Source organism: Streptomyces sp. NPDC088147 (genome assembly GCF_044741565.1).
Lineage (GTDB): Bacteria > Actinomycetota > Actinomycetes > Streptomycetales > Streptomycetaceae > Streptomyces.
In genome coordinates this window covers 1-20693 of the sequence record NZ_JBIUSY010000015.1, presented here as the reverse complement: position 1 = coordinate 20693, position 20693 = coordinate 1, and the positions used below count along the sequence as shown (strand labels likewise).

Annotated in this window: 12 protein-coding genes; 4 read left to right on the top strand and 8 right to left on the bottom strand. The window is 67.8% G+C overall.

The features are described from left to right. Positions 1-948: 948 nt before the first annotated feature. The 5 genes from ACIOGX_RS36410 to ACIOGX_RS36390 all read right to left on the bottom strand — a co-directional run bounded on the left by ACIOGX_RS36410 (position 949) and on the right by ACIOGX_RS36390 (position 10384). Positions 949-2727, bottom strand: a complete 1779-nt coding sequence (locus tag ACIOGX_RS36410; protein WP_401919006.1) for a Helicase associated domain protein — start codon at positions 2725-2727, stop codon at positions 949-951. Between the two features lie 138 nt (positions 2728-2865). Then, on the bottom strand, positions 2866-6435 hold the full coding sequence (locus tag ACIOGX_RS36405; RefSeq protein WP_401919004.1) for a helicase associated domain-containing protein: 3570 nt from the start codon (positions 6433-6435) through the stop codon (positions 2866-2868). Positions 6436-6450: 15 nt separating this feature from the next. After that, positions 6451-7461: a TniB family NTP-binding protein gene (locus tag ACIOGX_RS36400; RefSeq protein WP_401919074.1), complete on the bottom strand. Its 1011-nt coding sequence runs from the start codon at positions 7459-7461 to the stop codon at positions 6451-6453. 41 nt (positions 7462-7502) lie between these two features. Beyond that, positions 7503-9671 carry a transposase gene (locus ACIOGX_RS36395; RefSeq protein WP_401919002.1) on the bottom strand — a complete coding sequence of 723 codons (2169 nt, stop codon included), beginning with the start codon at positions 9669-9671 and terminating at the stop codon, positions 7503-7505. Beyond that, positions 9668-10384 (bottom strand): TnsA-like heteromeric transposase endonuclease subunit, encoded by a 717-nt coding sequence (locus tag ACIOGX_RS36390; RefSeq protein WP_401919000.1) that lies wholly within the window; start codon positions 10382-10384, stop codon positions 9668-9670. The genes ACIOGX_RS36395 and ACIOGX_RS36390 overlap by 4 nt, the downstream gene beginning before the upstream one ends. Positions 10385-10652: 268 nt before the next feature. On the opposite strand from ACIOGX_RS36390, the gene ACIOGX_RS36385 reads away from it, so the two are divergent. From ACIOGX_RS36385 to ACIOGX_RS36370, 4 genes are all read left to right on the top strand, one after another. Next, entirely contained in the window at positions 10653-12944 is a 2292-nt protein-coding gene (locus ACIOGX_RS36385) for a dsDNA nuclease domain-containing protein (protein WP_401918998.1), read from the top strand. A 211-nt stretch (positions 12945-13155) separates the two neighbouring features. Further along, the gene (locus ACIOGX_RS36380) at positions 13156-14334 is read left to right on the top strand and encodes a dsDNA nuclease domain-containing protein (RefSeq protein WP_401918996.1); all 1179 of its coding nucleotides are present in this window, start codon (positions 13156-13158) and stop codon (positions 14332-14334) included. Continuing rightward, on the top strand, positions 14318-14887 hold the full coding sequence (locus ACIOGX_RS36375) for a hypothetical protein (protein ID WP_401918994.1): 570 nt from the start codon (positions 14318-14320) through the stop codon (positions 14885-14887). The genes ACIOGX_RS36380 and ACIOGX_RS36375 overlap by 17 nt, the downstream gene beginning before the upstream one ends. Further along, a complete protein-coding gene (locus ACIOGX_RS36370; RefSeq protein WP_401918992.1) occupies positions 14884-16803 on the top strand; it encodes a hypothetical protein in 1920 nt (639 codons plus the stop codon). The genes ACIOGX_RS36375 and ACIOGX_RS36370 overlap by 4 nt, the downstream gene beginning before the upstream one ends. A 101-nt stretch (positions 16804-16904) precedes the next feature. On the opposite strand, the gene ACIOGX_RS36365 is transcribed toward ACIOGX_RS36370, so the two are convergent. The 3 genes from ACIOGX_RS36365 to ACIOGX_RS36355 form a co-directional block, all read right to left on the bottom strand. Continuing rightward, complete coding sequence (locus ACIOGX_RS36365) at positions 16905-19574, bottom strand: Helicase associated domain protein (protein WP_401918990.1); 2670 nt, start codon at positions 19572-19574, stop codon at positions 16905-16907. Positions 19575-19697: 123 nt separating this feature from the next. Further along, positions 19698-19847 (bottom strand): hypothetical protein, encoded by a 150-nt coding sequence (locus ACIOGX_RS36360; RefSeq protein WP_401918988.1) that lies wholly within the window; start codon positions 19845-19847, stop codon positions 19698-19700. 189 nt (positions 19848-20036) lie between these two features. Further along, positions 20037-20189 carry a hypothetical protein gene (locus ACIOGX_RS36355; protein WP_401918986.1) on the bottom strand — a complete coding sequence of 51 codons (153 nt, stop codon included), beginning with the start codon at positions 20187-20189 and terminating at the stop codon, positions 20037-20039. Positions 20190-20693: the final 504 nt, after the last annotated feature.

Sequence of the window (20693 nt, the reverse complement as noted above, 5' to 3'; positions counted from 1 at the left end):
CATGGGGGGACCTCTGATGGAAGACCGTCCCCTCGGTGCCGGTGGCGCGCTCCGAGCTGCGCCAGCCGACCCGCGCCCGGGGATTCGTCCGGGCCGCGTGACTGGTCGCCTTGGTCGACCAGGAGCTGGAGGTCGCGACAAGAGTTGCGCCCCCTATGGGTTGCGCTATCTGTTGCGACTGGGGGGTGCGCCTACTGTTGCGCGACCCGAGGGCCGCTCTCGTGTCCGTGCAGGTCAGCATGCGGTTGCGCCGTGGTCGGGCCGCTGACATCCCCGTTGCGGCTGCTCTGCCCATGTCCTCTGGCTGGAGTGAAGGAGTAAGGGACGGGCGGGGTGGGCGGCACGGCCACGGCCGAGGGTCGGGGCGCGCTCAGCCCGGTTGCGCGGCGCCCGGGCCCGCCGCGCCTGCGGCAGCTGAGCGAGATATACGGGTTCCGCCGACGTCCGGCCAGCACACCACAGCTGGTCGGTCAGCCCGCCCGGAGTCCGGCCGGCGGGCGCCTTCTCGTTCCATTCACTGTGTGAGGGCCGTCAAGCCGCGTTGGAAACGCCTGCCACGACTTCCGCAGTTCGGGAAGCGCGCCCGTTCTGTACCGCGGACGGCGTCTTTGCCCATGGGATGCGGTGCAGGTCGGACCGTTGCCGCATCCCATGGACGCCTGGTCAGTCGAAGAGTCCTTCGACGACCTCCTCGGCGATCTCGCCGCCGACCTCTTCGGCCGTCTCTTCCGCAATCTCCTCGATGAGTTCCCCGAAGATGTCGTCCATATGTTGAATCCCTTCTTGTCGGCGTTGCTGACCCGCGGCACGCGTGAGGTGGCTGCAGGGTCATGGGCATCCGGTCAACGTGCTGTTCCTGGAAGCGAGTTCCCAGAAGATCTTCCCTTGTGCGGCACGTTGGCTGCCGACCCGAGTGGATGAACAGCGGCGCCCGCTCCCCGCTGTCCTCTATGCCCACTTCACTCCCAATTCCCGGAGCGCGTTCAGCTGCTGCTGGGCGAGCTTGTCGCGCCTGGCCCGGGTGTTGGAGATCCATACGCCCAGTTTCACGGTCACCGGTTCCGTCTCGCCGCCGATCGTGACCGTTTCGTTGCGGCCGCGGGGCACGGGCCGGTCAGGGCCTTCTCGCTCCCTCCACTGTGCGAGGGCGGCCAGTCCCCGCTGGAACGCCGCCTGCGTCTTGCTCCCGCCCTTCCCCGGACCCTTCGTCACGTCGGCCGCTGCCGGAGCGATCTCCGCCGGGGCGGCGGGAGTCACGGCGAGAGAGGCGCCCTGCACGCCCAGCGCGGACAGCCGCTCCCGCTGCTCGGGCAGGAGCTGCGCCCAGGTGCCCGGCTCCTGCTGCCGCCACCGCCACGTACCGATGTCGTCGCCCTCGAAGGTGACGCCCGGCGCGATGTAGGGCAGGACGTTGTCGGCGTCGACCAGGTCGGCGAGCACCCGGAAGTGACGCTGCCAGCTCAACGGCCACGGGCAGTCCCAGTCCAAGTCGATCGCCGCCAACTGCTCCGCGCGCTCCTCCGCACGCTTCGGGTCCTTGCCGAGACCGCCCTTCCGGCGCAGGTTCGCCATGTGCTGTCCGACGGGCACCATCGCCTTGCCCTCGCCCCACACCGCGTCCTGACGCGGCGCGAGGTGCCCGGTCGCCCGCCGGTAGGACCGCAGGGCAGCGAGCTTGGCCTCCCACGCTTCCCCGCCCGGCTCCCAGACCATCCCAGCCTCCGGCGCGTCCAGCAGAGTCTTGCGCCGGTCCTCCAGCTCCCCTGCCCGCAGCGCCTTGCGCTGCTGGTGCACCCACCGCCCGAGCGGGAAGTCCTTGGTGACGCCAACCTCGACCTCCACGTCATACGGGACGGCGTAGACGCCAGTGATCTCGTTTTCCGCCCGCCAGCGCAGCAGAGCCCGGTAACCCTCCAGCCACACCAGCGACTCCGGCCGATACACCCGGGTCCGCAGGAACGCCGCGATGGTCGCCGCGTCGCGCGGGCTGGAGAAGTGCAGCAGCGCGGACTCGCCAGCGGCGTCGGTGCCGTCCCGCTCTTGGTCCTTGCCGTCGCTCTCGCCGCCGGCCCCGACGATCCGCCCGTCCTCATCGCGCTGCACGTGGACCGTGCGCTGCCCGCTCGTGAGAGCACGGGAGGCGAGCTGCTCGACCAGGCGCTCATCGTGGCTGCGCAGACCCTGGAGGACCGCTACAAGGGGGCGGAACGAGGCACTGGCGACCATGTCCATCGGGTCCTCGTTCGGCTCCAGGAACACCGGCACGATGATCCGCGCCACCTTCGTACTGCCGTCTTTGTTGAGGCGGAGCGCCCGGCCGATGTTCTGGACGATCTCCACCTGCGAGCCGCGGGTGTCCGCGAAGCAGACGGCCTCGACTCCCCGCTCGCCGGTGATGTCCACGCCCTCCCCGAGCACGCGAACGCTGGCGAGGAACGCGCGGTGCACCCGGCGCCCGGCCGCGTCGATGCCGTTGGCGAACTGCCGCAGCACCTCCCGCCGTTCGGCTACGAGGTGGTCGCCGCACAGCCATGCCGACCAGACGCGGTCCGGGGGTACGTGGCGGCCGACCTCGAGGTCGTAGAACTCCGCGTCGATCGACGACCTCGGGAGCCGGTCTGCGGCCGCCAGGTCGTCGGAGGCGTCGTTCATGTACAGGTCCGCGGCCGTCTGGGGCAGCTTCTCCGCGAACGCGGCGGCCTCCTCAACTTTCTGGTGGAACGTCATGACCGTACGGAGGTTGTACGCGGCGGCGTGCTCCAGGAGCGCGGTCTGCAGGAGCGCCAGGCGCCGGCCCCGCCGCGCCTCCTCGGACTCTCCGAGGACGGGGGAGGGATCGCGGATGTCGCGGCTCGTTCGATCTGATCAGTGTCCGGGGTGTTGAGCTGGTCTGATCAGTTGGCTGGTTGGGGCTGGCGGTGTGCTCTGCGTTGGCGAGGGGCTTGACGTTGCTTGCGGGCTGGGGCTGGGCGGGGTCTGTGAGCTGTGGGTTTCCTGCCTCGGGGTGGCCGTAGGTCCGTTGGTCAGTTCTATTGGTTGGCCGGTCAGTTTCGTTGGGCGGCTGTTGTAGCTGATCAGGGGGGTGGGTCCGTGGATGCCGAGGGTGCTCAGGAGGTGTTGTTGGTGGGGGTGGAGCTGGTTCCAGGCTTGCTGCTGGGTGCGAATCCATCGGATGGTCTGGTTGGGGAGGAGCACGCCGGCGTTGTGGTGGGTGTGGGCTTGGTGGTAGCTGTGGTTCCAGGAGGCCCGCCAGGGTGGGTTCCACCACGGGTCGAGTGCGGTGAGCTGTGTGTCGTGAGGCCAGGGCCGGCCGGTGCGGCGTAGGTGGGCGACGGCGCGTTTGCGCTGCTCGTACAGCCACCAGCCCAGGGGAAATCCGTCGTGTTCGGTGGTGTAGTGGGCGGTGCCGAGTCCGCCGTGAGTGTGTGCGTAGGAGCGGGCGTAGGGCAGGCCGCCGTCGATGGATGAGGAGACGGTTGTGGGGCGCGACCGGCTGGCGCCGGTTCTGCGGCGCGTGCGTGTCTCCTGCTGGGGGCGGGCGGCGTGTGCGTCCTGGGGTGTTATGCCGAGGCCGGTCAGAAGTTCCTGCTGGCCCGGGTGGAGGTCGCCATAGTTGATGCACTGGGTGAGCAGCCATCTGGTGGCGGCTGGAGGGAGTCTGGGGAAACCTGCGGCTGCGTTCAGAGCGTGGCCGTGGATCTCGTTTCTGACGGCATGATAGGCGATTTGCCATGGTAGGCCCCAGGATGGGTTCCACCATGAGTCAAGGACGTCGAGGGCCTCGGCGCGACGGTGGGGGAGTCGGCCGTTGGCGGCCCGTTTGCGTTGGTGAGCGAGCCATGTCCCCAGCCGGTAGCCGTGGTGGTTCGCGCTTTTGGGCACGGCGAGGTGTCCGTGTCGGGCAGCGTAGGAGCGGGCGTGGCCCAGGCCGGTGTCGAATGAGGATTGCTGGGTGACGCGACGGGGCCGTGCGGTGGGGGCATTGGTGGCGGTGATGCCGAGTTGCGTGAGCCTGTGTTGCTGCCCCGGGTGGAGGTTCTGGTAGGCGACGCACTGGGTGTAGAGCCACTGCCCAGTCCAGTCGGGGCTGCCGGGGAATCCTTGGCCGGGGAGGAGCCTGAGACCGTCTTCGACGAGTTTGCGGGCGGCGCGGTGGTTGATCTGCCAGTCCCCTTTCCACGGGGGGTTCCACCACGGGTCGACGGCTGCCAGGAGCGAGTCGGCTGGGTAGGGCGTGGCGAACTTGGCGGTGTGAAGGCTGGCCTGGTGCCGCTGGCGGGCCAGCCATTTTCCGACGGGGAAGCCCTCGTGCCGGTCGGAGGGTGATGCGTTGAGGTCGCCGTGCAGTGCCGCGTAGGAGCGGGCGTAGTGGAGACCGGTCTCCAGGGACGGCCTGTGGGTGGCGGGGTTGGGGCGGGCGGTTTGGACAGTCTGCTCAGTCAGTCCGATGGTCGCGAGCTGTCGGCGCTGTTCCACTGCCAAGCCGGAGTAGGACACACATTGGGTGTATAGCCATTGACCGAGCTCGTCGTCGAAGGCAGTGAAGGCGCTTCCGGGGTCGAGGGGGTGGCCGGAGCGGACAAGATCGCGCACCGTGTAGCAGGCTCGCTGCCAGTCGGAGGGCCAGGGCGGTGCCCACCACACATCCATTGCGTCCAGCTGCTGTCTGAGGGCGGGATCGAGAATGCCGCGTCGGGCGCGTACGCGGTGGTTGGTCAGCCATTTGCCGATGGGGAAGTCGGCGTACGTATCAGTAGCGCTCGCACAAAGGTGCCCGTGCTCCTTCCAGTAGGCGCGTGCGTTGGTCAGGCCCTGGTCACGGGCCTCGGCGAGGTTGCGACGCCGCGGCAGTGCCTGGCGGGCGGCTTCAGCACTGATACCGATCTGTTCCAACAGTCTGCGCTGCTGGGGGTGGAGGCTGCTGTAGACCTGGCACTGCCGGTACAGCCAGGTGCCGAGATTCTCGCTGGTGCCCGGGAAGCCCTGCTCGGGTCTGATGTCGGTGCCTGAGTCCAGCAGCCGTCGTGCGCGCAGATAGATGCGCTGCCACAGCGTGCTCCACGCAGGATTCCACCACGGGTCAAGAGCGGCCAGGGCCTGGCTGCGCTCGGGGGAGAGCTGGGGGCCTGCTGCGCGCTGGTTGGACAGCCACAGGCCGAGTTGGAACCCGTCCTTTTCGTACCGGTAAGGAATGCAGAGGTGGCCGTGTTCGGTGGCGTAGGCACGGGCGTGGCGCAGGCCGCGCGCGAACCCCTTGGCGGTCTCAGCCACGTCTGGGGCCGGCGCCCCTGCCGACTCCGTTTTTCCGGGCGCATCGTCTACGGGCCGGGTTTCGGCCAGGAGCCGGGTGATCGGTGCGGGCCGGTGGGGCGGGGAGACGTGCCACATGCTGCGTGTCTTCGGCTTGTGCCCGGCTCTGGTGCGTACGCAGGCGCGTACCCAGGCGTTCAGCGGGCCTGTCGTGAGGGCGCTGAGGCGACCGGCGATCCATGGCCGCTCAAGACGCCGAGCCAGTTCGTCCACGAGGCCGGGGACATCGGCGAGCGCGTGCGGCTGATGCTGCCCCGCGTCATCGAGTAGCCGCTGCTGCAGGCTCGGGTCGGCGAGGGCCGCGGCCAGCGTGACGGCTTCGGGATAGGTCACCGCATCCCGCGCTGCGGCACGCCAAGCGAGGTCGTTGCCGGGTGCCATCAGCCGCAGCCGATCGGGCCAGAGGATCTCTTCCGGCCAGGGCTCGTCCCACCACGAAGCCATGATTGCCTGCGCCACGGTGAACGCTTCGCCAGCGTGCGCAGAGCGCCGCAGCAGCCGTACATGACGGCGCTGGGCCGCCCCGATCTGCGGCACATACCGCAGGTCCAGCTGCCCGGGGACGGCCGCTGCCCCGTCGACGACGGGTGCTTCCAGCATCCAGCACTGGTGCTTGACGCATACCCGGCCGTGCGGCAGCAGGTAGCGGCGTGCTTCTTCCTGGCCTCGTGTGGCGGTCGCGGTGCAGGCCCGGCATCCGGGGCCGGTCGGCGGGATAGTGGCTGCGGTGCGGACCCAGGCGGCCGGCCCGCTGCCCAGCCTGCTCGAAGGAACGTCCCTGCCCCAGGCCGGCAGGGCACGGTGCAAGTGTTCTTCGGGCATGCGACAGAAAGCGGCGACCACCGCCCGGGCCTCGGCGTTGAAGACCACTTCTCCGTCGGGCCGCACCGTGAACAGATTGGGCCGCCGTCCCACGTCCACGAGCGCGCCGATGAGCTCTTTGGCCGTGAGCCTGTACCGGGAGGCGACTCTGCTCATGAACGACAGCGTCGTCTCGCCGTTCAGCGGAGCGACACGCACCGCGCCCGAAGGCGGTCTGTGCAGGGGTAGTTCGTTCTGCTCGCGCTGTGGTGGCTGCGAATGATCCCTGACGGCAGGTTCCATCAAAGGGCTGGTGGTCTTCACCGCTGGTCCGCCTCGTCAGGATCCAGTGCCGTTGTTGCGGGGGCGCGGGAGGCGATTTCGGGGCGGGCGGGCTTGCTGCTCCGCGCGGATGTCGAGCTGGATGCCGGCCAGGAGCCGTTTGGTGATCTTTTCGCTGCCGTCGAGGAGGGCGGTGAGGGCGGCTTCACGGATGAGGTGGGAGAGGCTTCCCATGACTCCGCCGGTGCGCTGGTGGACGTAGTCGGCGTGCCGGGCCAGAGTGCCTTGGGTGTGGTGGCGCAGGTGCAGGGCGTTCTCCATGTCGGTGACCAGGTCTAGCCAGGTCGCGCGCTGTTCGGCGCTGCCGCAGGACAGTGCGGTGTTGCGGACCAGGGTGAAGCGGCCTGCCAACTGTGCGCCGCGCGGCCCGTTCAGCAGGGGGGATGCCTCGACGTCGACGCCTGCGTAGACGAACGTCGCCGGGATCCTCTCGCCGAGGTGCTTCATCTGGTCGGAGGTCTCCGCGCCGGCCCGGGTGCGGGTGTCGAGCAGGTGGACGTCGTCGACGAGGACCAGCGCGGTGCCCAGCTGGCACAGCAGGTGGCAGACGGCGTCGGTGATCTGCGCCTGGTTCATCCGGGCCGCGATGGGGATGCCGAGGAACCGGGCGAACTCCGATACCAGCATCTTGGGAGTGGAGGCGGGCGGCACCGCCAGGAACACCACGGGCAGGCGGTCGGTGCGGCCGGGGTGGCGGCGCTGCTCGGCGAGTTCGAAGGTACGGCCCATTTCCAGCAGGGTGGTGGTCTTGCCGGTGGTGGGCGGCCCGGACACAATCAGCCCGCGGCGCGCGGTGCCCTGTTGGCGGCGGTTGAGGAGCATAAGCCGCCGCACCGACAGCGAGATGCGCTCCATCGCCGGGGTGGTCAGGACGACGAACCGGGAGTGGTAGTCCAGGCGTTCCTCAAGCGACCAGTCCTCGTCCCCGGTGGGCGGGGGCTTCAGCGGGGGAGTGCCGACGAACTGCTGCCAGCCCTCCCGCGTGGTCGGCGGCGCATAGGCCGCCATCTGCTGCTCCTCGTCCGGGACGGGACCGGCTTCGGGGACTGCTACCACTGGGTTGCCTCCTGGCGGGCATCGTAGATCCGCGACGGGCGGGGGACTGCGGCCCGCCCGGATGGCTGTCCGTCCCCGTCGGGGCCGCCGCCGGCATCGTCTGATGTGCCGAGCGGGTCTTCGTCCTCGTCCCAGCCGTCCTCGAACTCTTCGTCGTCAGGCTCATCCAGGCTTGCTGGGGTGAAGGCGCCGACCAAGCCGTAGGAGAGGGTCGGGGCGGTGAGGGGGTCGGGCGGCTCCTGCTGGTTTGGGGCGGGCCCGGCGAGGGAGGCTGCGGCGGTGGCGCGTGCCGCGACAGTCCGCTCGCGGCGGGTGCCTTCCCCGTTGCCGGCTCGCCGCAGGAGGCGGTCCAGGGCCTGGGCGAGCTGTTGCTCGTGCTCGTCGCGGTTGCCGCGGCGCTCGACGGTCGCGCGGATGTGCCGCCAGGTGAAGTCGGTGAAGGGCAGGCTTACCCGCTCCTTGTGGATCCAGGGCACCTCTTCCCAGCCGGCAGGCAGCCGCACCCAGATCTGCTGGGGGTCATAAGGGTTGTGGTGCACCTCCCACATCCCGTGCGGGGCCGTTGACCTGCGCCCGCGGTGCGGGTTGAGGACCTCGTGGTCGTAGGTGCGGTAGTCGAAGCGGATGCCGTAGTCGTTGATGCCCAGCCGCTTGACCGGCATGAGTTCGACGTAGTCTTCTTCGCTGAGCAGCACCGGGACATAGCCGGTCACGCCGACCAGCGCGGCCCACATCTCGTTCGGCGACACCGCGAGCTTGGGGGCCAGCGGATGGCGCAGGGATGCGTGCGGGCGGTGCTGCCAGTCCGCGATCAGCCACTCGTCCAGCAGGTCCTGGATCTGGGGAAGCGTCCAGCACGCCTCGTCCTCGATGTGAGAGCCGCGCTGAGTGACGTCGGATCCGGTGTAACCGGCCACGTACTGGGAGAACCGGTCGCCGATGGTGCGGAACATCCGCTCGACATTTCCCTTGGCCGGGCCGTTGGCCGGAGGCGCCGGCTGCACCGACACCCCCAGGCTGTCGCACGCCGCGGTGAACGAGGCGGAGATGAACACCCGGCCCTGGTCGACGACGACCGTCTCCGGCGTGATCACCGGACGGGCTGCCGCACCCTCCAGCCGCGCGTCCAACGACACCAGCCGCTTGTAGGGGATGACCGACCGCGACATCGCCAGCGCCTCTTCCCAGCCTCGGCGCATCCGCATGGGCGTCACCATCTGCGCCAGCAGAACCGCCGCATCCACCGACCCGGTGCCCATCGGCCGCAGCACGGTCGCACAGATACTGCGCGTCGCCACATCCAGGGCGATCGTCAGCTCGGCCTTACCCACTACCCCGTCGGCCAGGACCACCATCACGTCCAAAGGGGTGCTGTCCAGCATCACCAGCTCACCGGGCCGCAGCGCCACCGTCGGGGTGAACGGCGGAGCCGGCCGTGAGGAGTGACGGCGCCGCTGCGCCGCTGTCCCCAGCAGTCCCTGACGGTCCGCAAGGGCGTGCACCAGCCGGTTGAACGTCGAGGCCGGCGGCACCTTTACCGTCCCCACACCGTGGGCGTCCTCCAGAATCCAGCCGACGGTTCGCCGGAGCCGGCTCAGCGTCCCGGTCGACCGCTCCCGCTGCGCCTGGAGTGCCTGCTCGATCGCGGCGACCACCCGCTCGTCCGCGCGCCCTACCGGCGAGCGCCGCCGGGCGGCCCGGCCGTCCACCAGCCCCCACAGGCCTTGCTCCCGATAGCGGGCCCGCATCCGCCGCACCGTCACCGCACTGGCCGGCTGCCCGGCCGCTGTCAGCTCGGCGGCCTTGGTTGCCTCCCGCTCCGCCATGGTGCGCCGGGCCGGATCGAACTCGGCACGCGGCACCTGGTCCTGACCCGGAACGGGGCACCCGGTCTCCACCTCACGCACATGCCGCTCCCAGGCGTACGCACGCGCGCGCACCTGTTCAGGCAGCTCCTCCAGGAGCCCGAACGGAGGCACGCCGCGCTGCGGGGCGCCTACCACTTCGAAGTCGGGTTCGGCGAACAGGAAGTTCGCCAGGACAGTGGCCACGGAGTTGTCCGCGTCGACCAGCCGTACGCATGACCCTTCCAGCATTACCACCGTCCAGGTCCGCTTCGCGAAACGCACCTGTGTTCCGGGCTCTAGCACTGTGCCGCTCATGCCTGCCCCCCTCTGGGGCGGTCCGCCGTCACGGTCACCCGCTCGTGCAAGGGCACCTCGAGGGGGGCCGACAACTTGCCGTGCCACAGCGCGTGGAAGACCACCGGGAAGACCTGCACCGGATCGCCGAGTTCACGCACGCCCTCGATCAGAGGCCGCGGTCGCCGAAAGACCTCGGCCGCGCGCCCGGCAAGTTCGCCGCCTCTGTAGCGGGGGTGCCGGTACCCGGCCAGCCAGCGCAGATTGGCCGCCAGAACCGGATCCGGAGGGCGCAGAACCCTGTACTGCCACCCCGCTGCCGCGGCCGCGGCCTCCATCACCGCCGCCCGACAGGCCAGGCGCGGTGAGATGTCCCCGTGCCCGGCGCAGTCCGCCAGCAGACCCCTGCCTTCCGCGAGCCGGGCCATCAGATGCGGTGCGTGCCGGACCCAGGCTCCGTCACGCTTACGCCAGGTGAATTCCACCGGGCGGCATGCAATGGCCACGACCGAAGGATCCCGGTCCAGTTGCATCACCTGGTTCCGCATGACACCAGACCCGTAGTGCACCAGCCGCCCGGTCGTTGCCGACCACCACCAACCCGGCGCAAAACGACGGCCAGAACGCACGGGAAAGGGCCGCACCGGACCGCAGTCCTCCAACGCGACCTCCCGTGCGACGTCTCGCCAGCACATCAGCCGCTCACTGCACGCAGGATCGACGAAGCGCGCCATCAGGTGATCGCCGGCTCCCTCCGCGAACTCTCCGCTTGCCTCGCCGCCTTGTCGCCTCACGTCTGACAGCCAAATGCATGCCGGGCGGCCGGGTACGTGATCCGGCTGCTCCCACCCCGAACGGGTGAACACGCCGCGATCCGCTGCCGAAGAGGGAGACCTCAGTGAGGGAAGGACATGCTGGCTTCACGAGTTCCGCCGAAGTGATCGACTCGCCAGTCGAGTACCGCTTACGCTGCGTGCTTGGGGAGAGTGGGCTGGGGGGTACATGGTTAATCCGATTGCGACTGCTGCCCTGAACGATTCGGGTTCGGTGACACTGCGAGGCTACGAGTACCAGACTCATGTGGCTGCACAGGCCATCCTGGAGATGCTCGCTGATGAGGCAGTACGGCATGTGACATGCGAGCACATTGAGGACGTCATCATCGCCCGCAGTGAGGAGCAGGCCGAGGGCGGTCTGTTGTGGGAGTTTCAACAGATCAAGATGCGGGAAGCGGCCACTCCCTGGGCATTCAGAGACGTGCTCGCAAAGAGGCCGTTGCAAAGCCTGTGGCGTACGTATGGAACGTTGAAAGACCAGGGGCTCTCCTACAGGCTAACGGCTGCCGTTGAGGGATTCCTTGATCCTGCCGACGCGCTCGTTACTGCTCTTGCGTACGGAGAAGGGGCCGACAACGAGCACTGTATGGAGCGGGTGACTGCCCACCTGAAAGCTGACGCCAAGGAGGTCTCTGCCTTCCTGGGCCTGATCCGTATCCAGGAACTTCCCAGGAGCGAAGACATCGAGGAACGTAACGTCGCGTTCCTTCACGAACTGGGCTCGCCTTTGACCGGTACTGAAATTAACGGTCTCTACGCCGAGCTAGTGCACCGTGTCAGGAAGGCGATGCAAGGCCGCCTGGATCCTCGGTGGACTGAGCAATCAGGCGTGCAGGACCTGCCTGCGGGGCTGCTGGGGAAGCGCATCGGGCCCAGCGCGGTTGCCGACATCCGACAGCGCCTGCAACTACCTGATCGCATGCTGTTGACCGGCTTCTCACAGCGCGGAGGAGTCGACACAGCACAGATCAGTGAAGTGCGGAGTGGCGCAGCAGCCCCGTACGAGGCACGCGGTCTGCGCAAGGACTATGACTGCGAGAAGTTCCCCTTCCACCGTCAAGAGGACGGCATGGCTGACGTCTTCTACGCGACGCACAAGCCGACCGGCATGCCCGTCGTCCTCAAGAAGCTACGCGGCCAGTACCCGCACCTCGACAAGAAAGCCCGGATGACCCGTGAGATCGAGGTGGGCCGTCTTCTGAGCGACCATCCGAATGCGATGCCGGTCTGGGACGCCAGCGCCGACGGCACGTGGTTCGTCATGCCCAAGGCGCAGGCTGTCGCAACGGAATGCCTCGATGACCTCAAGGATCCGGCCGTACTACGGGACCTGATTGAGAGCCTGTGCTCGGTGCTGATCGCTGCGCATGGGATGCAGGCACCGGGCGCCCCCCACGGGTGGATACATCGGGACATCAAGCCGTCTAACGTACTTCGGCTTGATGGGCGATGGGTTCTTGCCGACTGGGGCATTGTGCGTCGTCCGCCTGGCCAGACCACGCATGCGCAGCGCACTCGGCTTGGGGCGAGCATGGGATCTGAGGGCTTTGCCGCTCCGGAGTTGAGCTTCGATGCCCACAGTGCCGGTCCGCCGACTGACGTCTACAGCTTGGGGCAGCTGATCGGCTGGGCGATCACACGCAGGAACCCGCAGCAGAATATTCCACTCATACCGGACTCTGGGCCCTGGCGCGCGGTCGTCCGAGGAGCAACGCGTACGGACCCCGGGAGACGGCCGGCAACGGTGCAAGCGTTCCTTGACCTCATCGCCCAGGAGATCGACACACCCCCCACGCCGCCCGTAGTACATGCCGAAACGCTCCGTGATGCTTTGAACGATGGAGCAGCGAATGCCTCAGAGGAGTTGGTGGCCCTGGCGGCTACCCACCCCGACGACGCTGCTCTGTACTGCGACGTACTTCTCAATGTTGATCCTGTGGCGCTCATGCCGGCGTTGCTGGCTGACCTTCCCCGAGCCCTTGAGATTGTCCGGGCGATGCCCGACCTTCTGGGCACACACCGCTCAATAGAGCGTGGTGAAGTCGACGCCGTCATCCTGTGGCTGTTCACCGTCGCACGCCACGCCGCTAATGCTGCGCAGTTGGATCTCCTGGAAGTTTGCTGCAACGGCGCCTTCACCTGGGACGCCTTGTGGGACCAGTGGAGGCCGCAGGATGAGATCAGGCCCTGGCTGCGCACCCTGACAGGGGATGCCGCCGGCTCAGTCGCAGGAGCGCTGCGCGACCACCCCGACTGCGCACGCCACTTCTCCTCACTGGCCACGAAATGCGAGTCGATCACCGGATCCGCTCGGCAGTCTCACCACCTCCGCCGGGCGCGACCGGCACCGCCGGGTCAACGTAGGGGGCGGCGCGACTATGCCCGGTACCTCGTCTTCAGCGCGCCCCGGTGTGGCTGGGCCGGGTCGAGTGACGCTGGGAACCATAGGCAGGCGTAGTCGACTTCGCTGGTGCTGAAGGCTTCGTCCGGCCAGGGGGCGGTGTCGTTGTCGGTGGTGATGAGCTGGAGGCCCGAGCCGTAGGCGTCCGCCGAAGAGGGACCCGTCCTCAGTGAGGGAACAGTGGCTCCACGAGTTCCGTCGAAGTGATCGACTGGCCAGTGTTGTACCGCTTACGCTGCGTGCTTGGGGAGAGTGGCCTGGGGGGTATATGGCTGATCCGATTGAGACCGTTGCTCCGGACGATTCTGGTTCGGTCACGCTGCGGCGGTACGAGTATCAGGTTCATGTGGCTGCGCAGGCCATCCTGGAAATGCTCGCTGACGAGCCGGTACGCCATGTGACCTGCGAGCACATCGAGGACGTCATCGTTGCCCGCGGCAGCGAGGAGCAGACCAAGGGCGGCCTCTTCTGGGATTTTCAGCAGATCAAGACACGGGACACGACCACGCCCTGGGCGCTTACGGACGTTCTCGCCAAGGGACCGTTGAAGAGCTTGTGGCGCACGTACCGGGCGGTGAAGGACCAGACGCTCTCATACGGGCTCACAGCTGGGCTGGAGGGCTACCTCGATCCCGCCGACGCACTCGTTACCGCTCTCGCACTTGGGGGAGGGGCGGATAACGGGCGGTGCCTGGAGAGGGTGACAGCCCACCTGAAGGCTGACGTTAAGGAGGTCTCAGCCTTCCTGGGCCTGGTCCGCATCCGGGAACTGCCCAGACGCGAGGACATCGAGCTGCGCAATACCGCCTTCCTCTACGAGCTCGGCCCGTCCTTGACCGGTGCGGAGATCACCGGCCTCTACACCGAACTCGTACGCCGTACTCGGGAGGCAATGCAGGGCCGTTTGGGCCCGCGGTGGGCCGAGCAGCTAGCGGTGCAGGACCTGCCTGCGAAACTGCTGAGGAAGCGCATCGGCCCCGGCACCGTCGCAGACCTCCGACAGCGTCTGATGCGCCCTGACCACGTACTGCTGACTGATGTATCGCAGCGTCTCAGCGGAGTCGAGACATCGTTGGTCCGCAAGCTACGCCGGGGCGCGGCGACGGACGATGTAATCCAGGAAGCTCAGATGGTCCGCGCACATGCCGACATTCACCGTATGAAGCAGCAGTCCCTGGGCACGTGGCCGGCTGACCCGGCCATCGAGGCGGACCTGGACGAGCGGCTGCTGCTGGTCGCGCGCCGTACCATCCGCAGGCACGCGGCAGATCCTCGCCCAGCGAACGCCATCTTCGACGGCCTCCAGACCACTCTCGAAACCAGCGCCGCTACCCACGACCGCTGGCCCCTCTATGTCCGGGACAGCGTGCTGCTCATGGGCCGGGCGTGCGCCATCTCCGACGAATGCCGTTTCGACTGGGGGACTGGCCATGAGTCTCCTGCCTGATATCGCCCCGCCCCCCACCGCGCCCCCGGAGTATCCAGACGGACTCCCTCCTTCCGCTGACGCCCAAGCCAGGCTTCTTATCGTCATTGACGCCTTCTCCGAGACAGCAGCATCCAAAGGCATTGAAGGCAGGATGAAGCTCGCCAAACTTGACTTTCTCCTGCGCTACCCCGAGCACTTCAACCATCTAATGGCCGAGCGCCGACCCGACGCCGACCCAGGCGACGATCCGTGGCTGACAGGAGCCATCGAGCAGAGCATGATCCGCTATCGCTATGGCCCCTGGGACCCCGCCTACTACGCCCTCCTTGGTGCTCTGACAGGCAAGGGCCTCATCGAGCCCAAGCACGAGAACGCGGTCGCGACCTACCGCACCACGCCATCCGGAAGAAGGGTCGCGCAGGCCCTTGCCGAATCCGAAAGCTGGCGCCCCGTACGCGATCGGGCCCGGCTCCTGCGCCGGCACTTCAACCTCACCGGCACCACTCTCAAAGACATGATCTATCGAGCGTTCCCCGACATCGTCGAGGCGGACTGGGGGACACAACTGTGAGAATCCGGATCGAAGAACTGCACCTGGTCGGAACCAGCCGCCGCATCCGGTTCGAGCGTGGGATGAACGCCATTACTGGCGCCATGAGCGGCGGTAAGACGGCGACGATCAGCTGCCTTCGGGCCTTGCTCGGCGCCGATGTAAGCGTCGTCCCCGAGCTCCGAGGGCGCACCATGGCCGGCACCGTACTCATCGGCGACCGCCGCTTCCGCATCGTCCGCCCCCTTGTCACCACGACGACCGCCAAGGTCGATATCGCCGAGATCGGAGGCCAAGAGGAAGCCTGGCGGTTGCCGGCCAGCGAACTCCAGGCCGGCTACGACCACACCTTCCGCGACTGGCTCCTCGACCGCCTCGGCCTGCCTCGCATCAAGGTGCCGCGAGCCCCAACCGACCAAACGAGCCCGCTTGTCCCCGTGACGGCAAGCGACTACCTCATGTACTGCGTCCTGAGACAGAAGGAGATCGACGCTTCTGTCTTCGGCACCGCTGACAACCACGCGAAGAACATCAAACGCCGCTACGTCTTCGAGATTCTGTACGGCATCCATGACCCTGAATCCACCGGACTTCGGGAACGGCTTCGCAAAGTGTCCACGGAGCTCAAGGCCCTCACTGCGGACTCCGTCACCCTGGAACGACTCTTGGCTGAGACAGCCTTCGGCTCACAAGCCCAGCTGGAGGTGCAGCGCACAGCCACTGAGACCAAGCTTCGGGCGGCACGTACAGCGGATCAGCAACTAACGAGTGAGCTCACCGACCCTTCCACTGTGACCCTGCGCTCTCGGATTGCTGATGCTGAAAGCGAACTCGCGCGCATCGACATGGCTACCGCCGCAGAATCTGCGGCGGTAGCCAACCTGCGCGAGCTACACGACCAGCTCATCGCCCAAAGTCGTCGCCTCACCCGCGCACTCGTCGCGGAACGGCTTCTCAACGACTTCGAGTTCCACACCTGTCCCCGATGCGGATCCGGCATCCCAGAGCGCGGCGACGACCACACCTGCCGACTGTGCCTGCAGACCCCTCCGCAGACCGCGGCACCGTCATCCCTCGCCAGCGAGCAGGACCGGGTGATCGAGCAGGTTTCGGAAACCAAGCAACTCATCGAACGCAGCACGAAAAGAATCGAAGAACTCCAGGCCGCACGCGCAGGCCACGCACGTCTCCGCAACGACCTCGGAGCACAGCTAGACCGAGCCACGTCAGCCTTCGTCAGCGATCAGACCGACCGCATCCGCGCCACCGCCGCCGAACAAGCCAGGCTTGAAGAACGCTTGATCAGCCTGGAACAAGCCCTGTCGTTGTACGAGCGTTCCCAGAAGCAGGCACGCCGCATCGCCGAGCTTGAGCAGGAACAAGAATCTCTCAACGCGAGCATCGACGCTTCCAGGCACAGCAACCCTGCCGTCCAAGAACGACTGCGGAAACTCGACGAAGCCTTCGAGACGATCCTTCGCGCCTTCGACACCCCACGATTCGAAGAACCGGCAGGCACGTACATCAGTCGCAAGACGTACCTGCCCATCGTCGACGGCCGGTCCTTCTCAGACCTCGGTTCTCAGGGAGTGGAAGTCCTCGTCAACGTGGCGCACGTCCTCGCACACCAACTTGTTGCCCTGCGTGACAACAGCATTCCGCTCCCGAACATCCTGATCATCGACGGCCTCAGCAACAACGTCGGCCACGAAGGCATCGATCTCGAGCGGCTACGCAAGATGTACACCACCCTGCTCAGCGCTGCCCTCCAGCATATCGATGACCTGCAGATCATCGTGGCGGACAACGATCCCCCGCCCATCTCGGGAGTTCACCGAGCACTAAAACTGTCGGACACCGATCGCCTCGTCCCAGAAGCGACCGCCGGGCAAGAGGCCCCGGACACAGAAACTGATCAGAGTGGCGACAGCAGCTGAGACACCAGTCGAATCTGCAACCCGCAGTCCCGGCAGGCGTTCCCTTGGGGACTGCGGGCTCGGCGCTGTCTGGTTAGCGCACCGATGGGTCGGTGCCAGAGTCATGCCCAAGCGATACCGAGCTCCCGTAGGGCAACGAGTTGTTCCTGAGTGAGCCTGTCCCGCCTCGACTTGGTGTTGGAGACCCATACACCGAGCTTCACCACCACCGGTTCAGCCTCGCCCTTGACTGTGATCTCCTCGCCGTGGGCGCGGGGGACCGGCCGGTGGGCGCCTTCCCGCTCGACCCATTGCGTGAGGGCTGTGAGGCCGCGTTGGAATGCCTGCTGCGCCTTGCTCGGCCTCTTCGCCGTACGGCTGGATGCAGGGGCCGGAGGCGGCGCCTGGGCAGGTTCCACGCCCAGCGCGGTCAGCCGTTCCTGCTGCTCGGTCGACAGCTGCGCCCAGGTGCCCGGGTTCTTCTGCCGCTGCAGCCATCGTCCGATGTCGTCGCCATCGAAGGTCACGCCCGGCTGGATGTCGGGTAGTACTCCGCCGTTCTCGTCGGCGGCGAGGTCGGCAAGCACCTTGTGGTGGCGTTGCCAGTCGAGGGGCCAGGGGCAGTTCCAGTCCGGGTCGATCTCCGCGAGCTGCGCGGCCCGGGCCTCCGCGCGCTGCAGGTCCTTGCCGAGGCCGCTCTTGCGGCGGAGGTTCGCCAAATACTGCCCGATGGGCACCATCGCCGCGCCTTCGCCCCAGAGGGCGTCTTGTCGGGGTGCGAGGTGTCCGGTGGCCCGGTGGTAGGTGCGGAGTGCGGCGAGTTTGTTCTCCCAGGCTTCGTCGCCGGGTTCCCACACCATGCCAGCCTCTGGCATGTCGAGGAGGTCTTTGCGGTGGGAGTCGAGTTCTCCGGACCGCAGGGATTTCCGCTGTTGATGGACCCATCGCCCCAGCGGAAACGCCTTCGTCGTCCCGACTGCGGTCTCGACGTCGTAGGGGACGGCGTGCAGCCCGGTGATGCCGTTCTCGGCACGCCATCGCAGGAGGGCCTGGTAGCCCTCGAGCCAGACGAGGGACTGGGGGCGGATGACGCGGCAGCGGGTGAGGGCGGCGATGTCAGCGGCGTCGCGGGGAGAGGCGAAGTTCACCACGACCGACGCGACGCGGTCGACCTCCTGCTGCGCCTCGCTGCTCTCCCCGGGCATGTCCCCGTTCTCCGGGCCGGCCCCGGCCGCGGGGTGGATGTGGAGTCGCCGGCGTTCGGTGCTGCGGGTGAGGGCGTGGGAGGCGAGTTGGTCGACCATGCGTTCCGAGTGCGAGCGCAGGGCCTGGAGGATGTCGACGAGGGGCTGGTAGCTGGCGGAGGCGACCATGTCCTTGGGGTCTTCCCCGGGCTGGAGGAAGACGGGGATGATGATCCGCGCGGTCTTCACGCTGCCGTCGGGGTTGGGGCGCAGTGCCCGTCCGATGTTCTGGACGATGTCGACCTGTGAGCTGCGTGAGCCGACGATGCACACGGCTTCGACGCCGCGCAGTCCGGTGATGTCGACCCCGACTCCGAGGGCGCGTACGGAGGACAGGAACGCCCGGTGTACGCGCCGGTTGTGGGCGTTGATGCCGTTGGCGAACCGGTGGATCACTTCACGCCGGTGGGCGATGGGATGGTCTCCGCACAGCCAGTCCGCCCACACCCGCTCCGCAGGTACGTGCCGGCCGTCCTCGAGCTCGTACAGCTCGGCGTCGATCGATGACGCGGGCAGCTCCTCCGCCTCGGCCAGCGCCGCCGCGGAGGCTTCAGCGGTATACAGCTCGGCGGCGGTCGCCGGCATCTGCTCGGCGAACGCCGCGGCTTCCTCGACCCGCTGGTGGAACACCATGGTGGTGTGCAGATTCCGCTGCGCTGCGTGCTCGAGCAGTGCGGCCTGGAGCAGGGCCGTGCGCCGGCCGCGCAGCGCGTCCTCGGAGAGCCCGAGGATCGGGTCGGGGTCGCGGATCTCGAGCACGTCGATCTCGAACCCGGCGAGGATCGAGCGTTCCACCGCCTCCGCCAGCCCAAGATCAAAAATCCGGGTGCCGTACGTGTGGGAGTCGTCCTCCATCGACGCGATCACCAGCTCCCGCCCGTCCCGCCCGCGCTGCGGCCGGGGCGCGGCCAGGATCCGCGGGGTGGCGGTCAGGTAGAGCCGGAAGTCGACAGGGATCCGACCGTTATCGTGGATCGCCGCCCACGGCCGCCCCATATCCCCGGCGGTCATGTGCCCCTCGTCCAGGACGGCCAGGTCGAACGGAGCCATCCGCTGCCCGTACAACCGCTCCCCGCCCGCCAGAGCGGCCTCCAGCGGCCCGCGCACCGTCCGCCGACCCGACGGGTCCTCGGGATCTTCGCGATCAACGAGAGAGGCGTACGTAGCGAACACGACCACCGGCCCCGTCCCGGCCCACAGAGCGACCTGGATCGGGTTGGTCGTGGCACGTACCCCGAGCTGCTCCAGGACCTCGTCCTGGTCCACCGAGCAGACCGCGACCATCGGCGCCCGGTGCCCGACCCGCCGCCAGGACTGCGCACTCTGCACGATCAGATCAAGCGTGGGCACCATGACGAGGATCCGCCCGCCCGGGAAGTACTCCAGAGCGCACGCAGCGGTGGTGATCGTCTTACCGGACCCGGTCGCCGACACCCCCATCGCACGCGCTCCCTCCGGAGGCACAAAAGATCTTGCAGGAAATCCAACCCAGTCACGAAAGCGCAATTCCTGGTCGACCTGATGTTCCTTGAGCGGAAACAAAACCATCCCTAAACCTCCCGATCCCTATAGTCCTTCAATGGCCGCGCGCGGAATGCAGACCGCACCCGAGCCGTTCCAGATCGACGCACCCGCCCTGCGCCAGCCAGGCTTTCCGCCCTTGCAGGGCGGTCAGCCGTCCGGGTCGTAGCGCCCGACACCGAGCGCGCAGTCCTCCTCGCTGCTCACCCTCCGCGTCGCACACAGACCGCCGGCCTCGCCCCTCACCCGTCTGCACACCATGGCGCGGCGCAGGGTGTGCAGACGGGTGAGGGGTAGCACGGTCCCGACCGAACGCCCTCCAGCCGCACCAGGTCCGCCCGTTCACGCTGTCTCACGTACGCGAAATGTACGACCAGCTCAACCGCCCCGCCCGACCGGCCGCGCGCCGTGGCAGCCCGCGATGCCCCCAGAGCCTCGCTCACCGCCATCACCCCTTCGTTTCCCAGCCGCCCGCGAACACAGCACACCTCAAGAAGCCGGCGCCATGCCGTCCAGCTCCACCACCTCGCACTGCGCCCCGGCCACCAAGTCGCCCACCTCGCTCGCGGGCACGCCCTGCGCCTCCAGGAGCGCGAACAGTCGCAACCGGGCGTTCACACCCGCCGCCTGATACTGCGCCACCCAGAGCATTGAATCGCTGCTCAGCGCGGGATCTGGTCCGGTAGATTCGTGGTGACCAGCCATCTGGGCCATCCTCTCGAAAGTTGGGTCCCGAGTGACCGGACGGGTATCCCCTAATTCTTCCAACAGTACATGGTGCATCTACCTGAGGCAGCCATACCCTAGAACCCCACACGAACGAGCGACCCCCGCTCCTCGTAACCAGCCAGGCCCGCGCCAGCGGCCCCCGGGCCCTGGAGGCGCAGCCGGAAGGGCCCTTGAGGCGGGGAGCGCAGCGGACCCGCCGGCCCAGGGCAGAGCGAAGCGAAGCCCAAGGCCAGCTGGGCAAAGCCCCACAGCTCCGGAAGCGCAGCGGACGGAGCCTCACCAAGCCCGCGCAGCGGGCTTGGTGAGCGGGACGCGCAGCGTCCCGCCAGCGCTCCCGCGGAGCGGGAGCGCAACACCCACGCGCAGCGTGGGTGTTCGCTTGCACATCGCGCAGCGATGTGGTACCCGCTCCGCGGG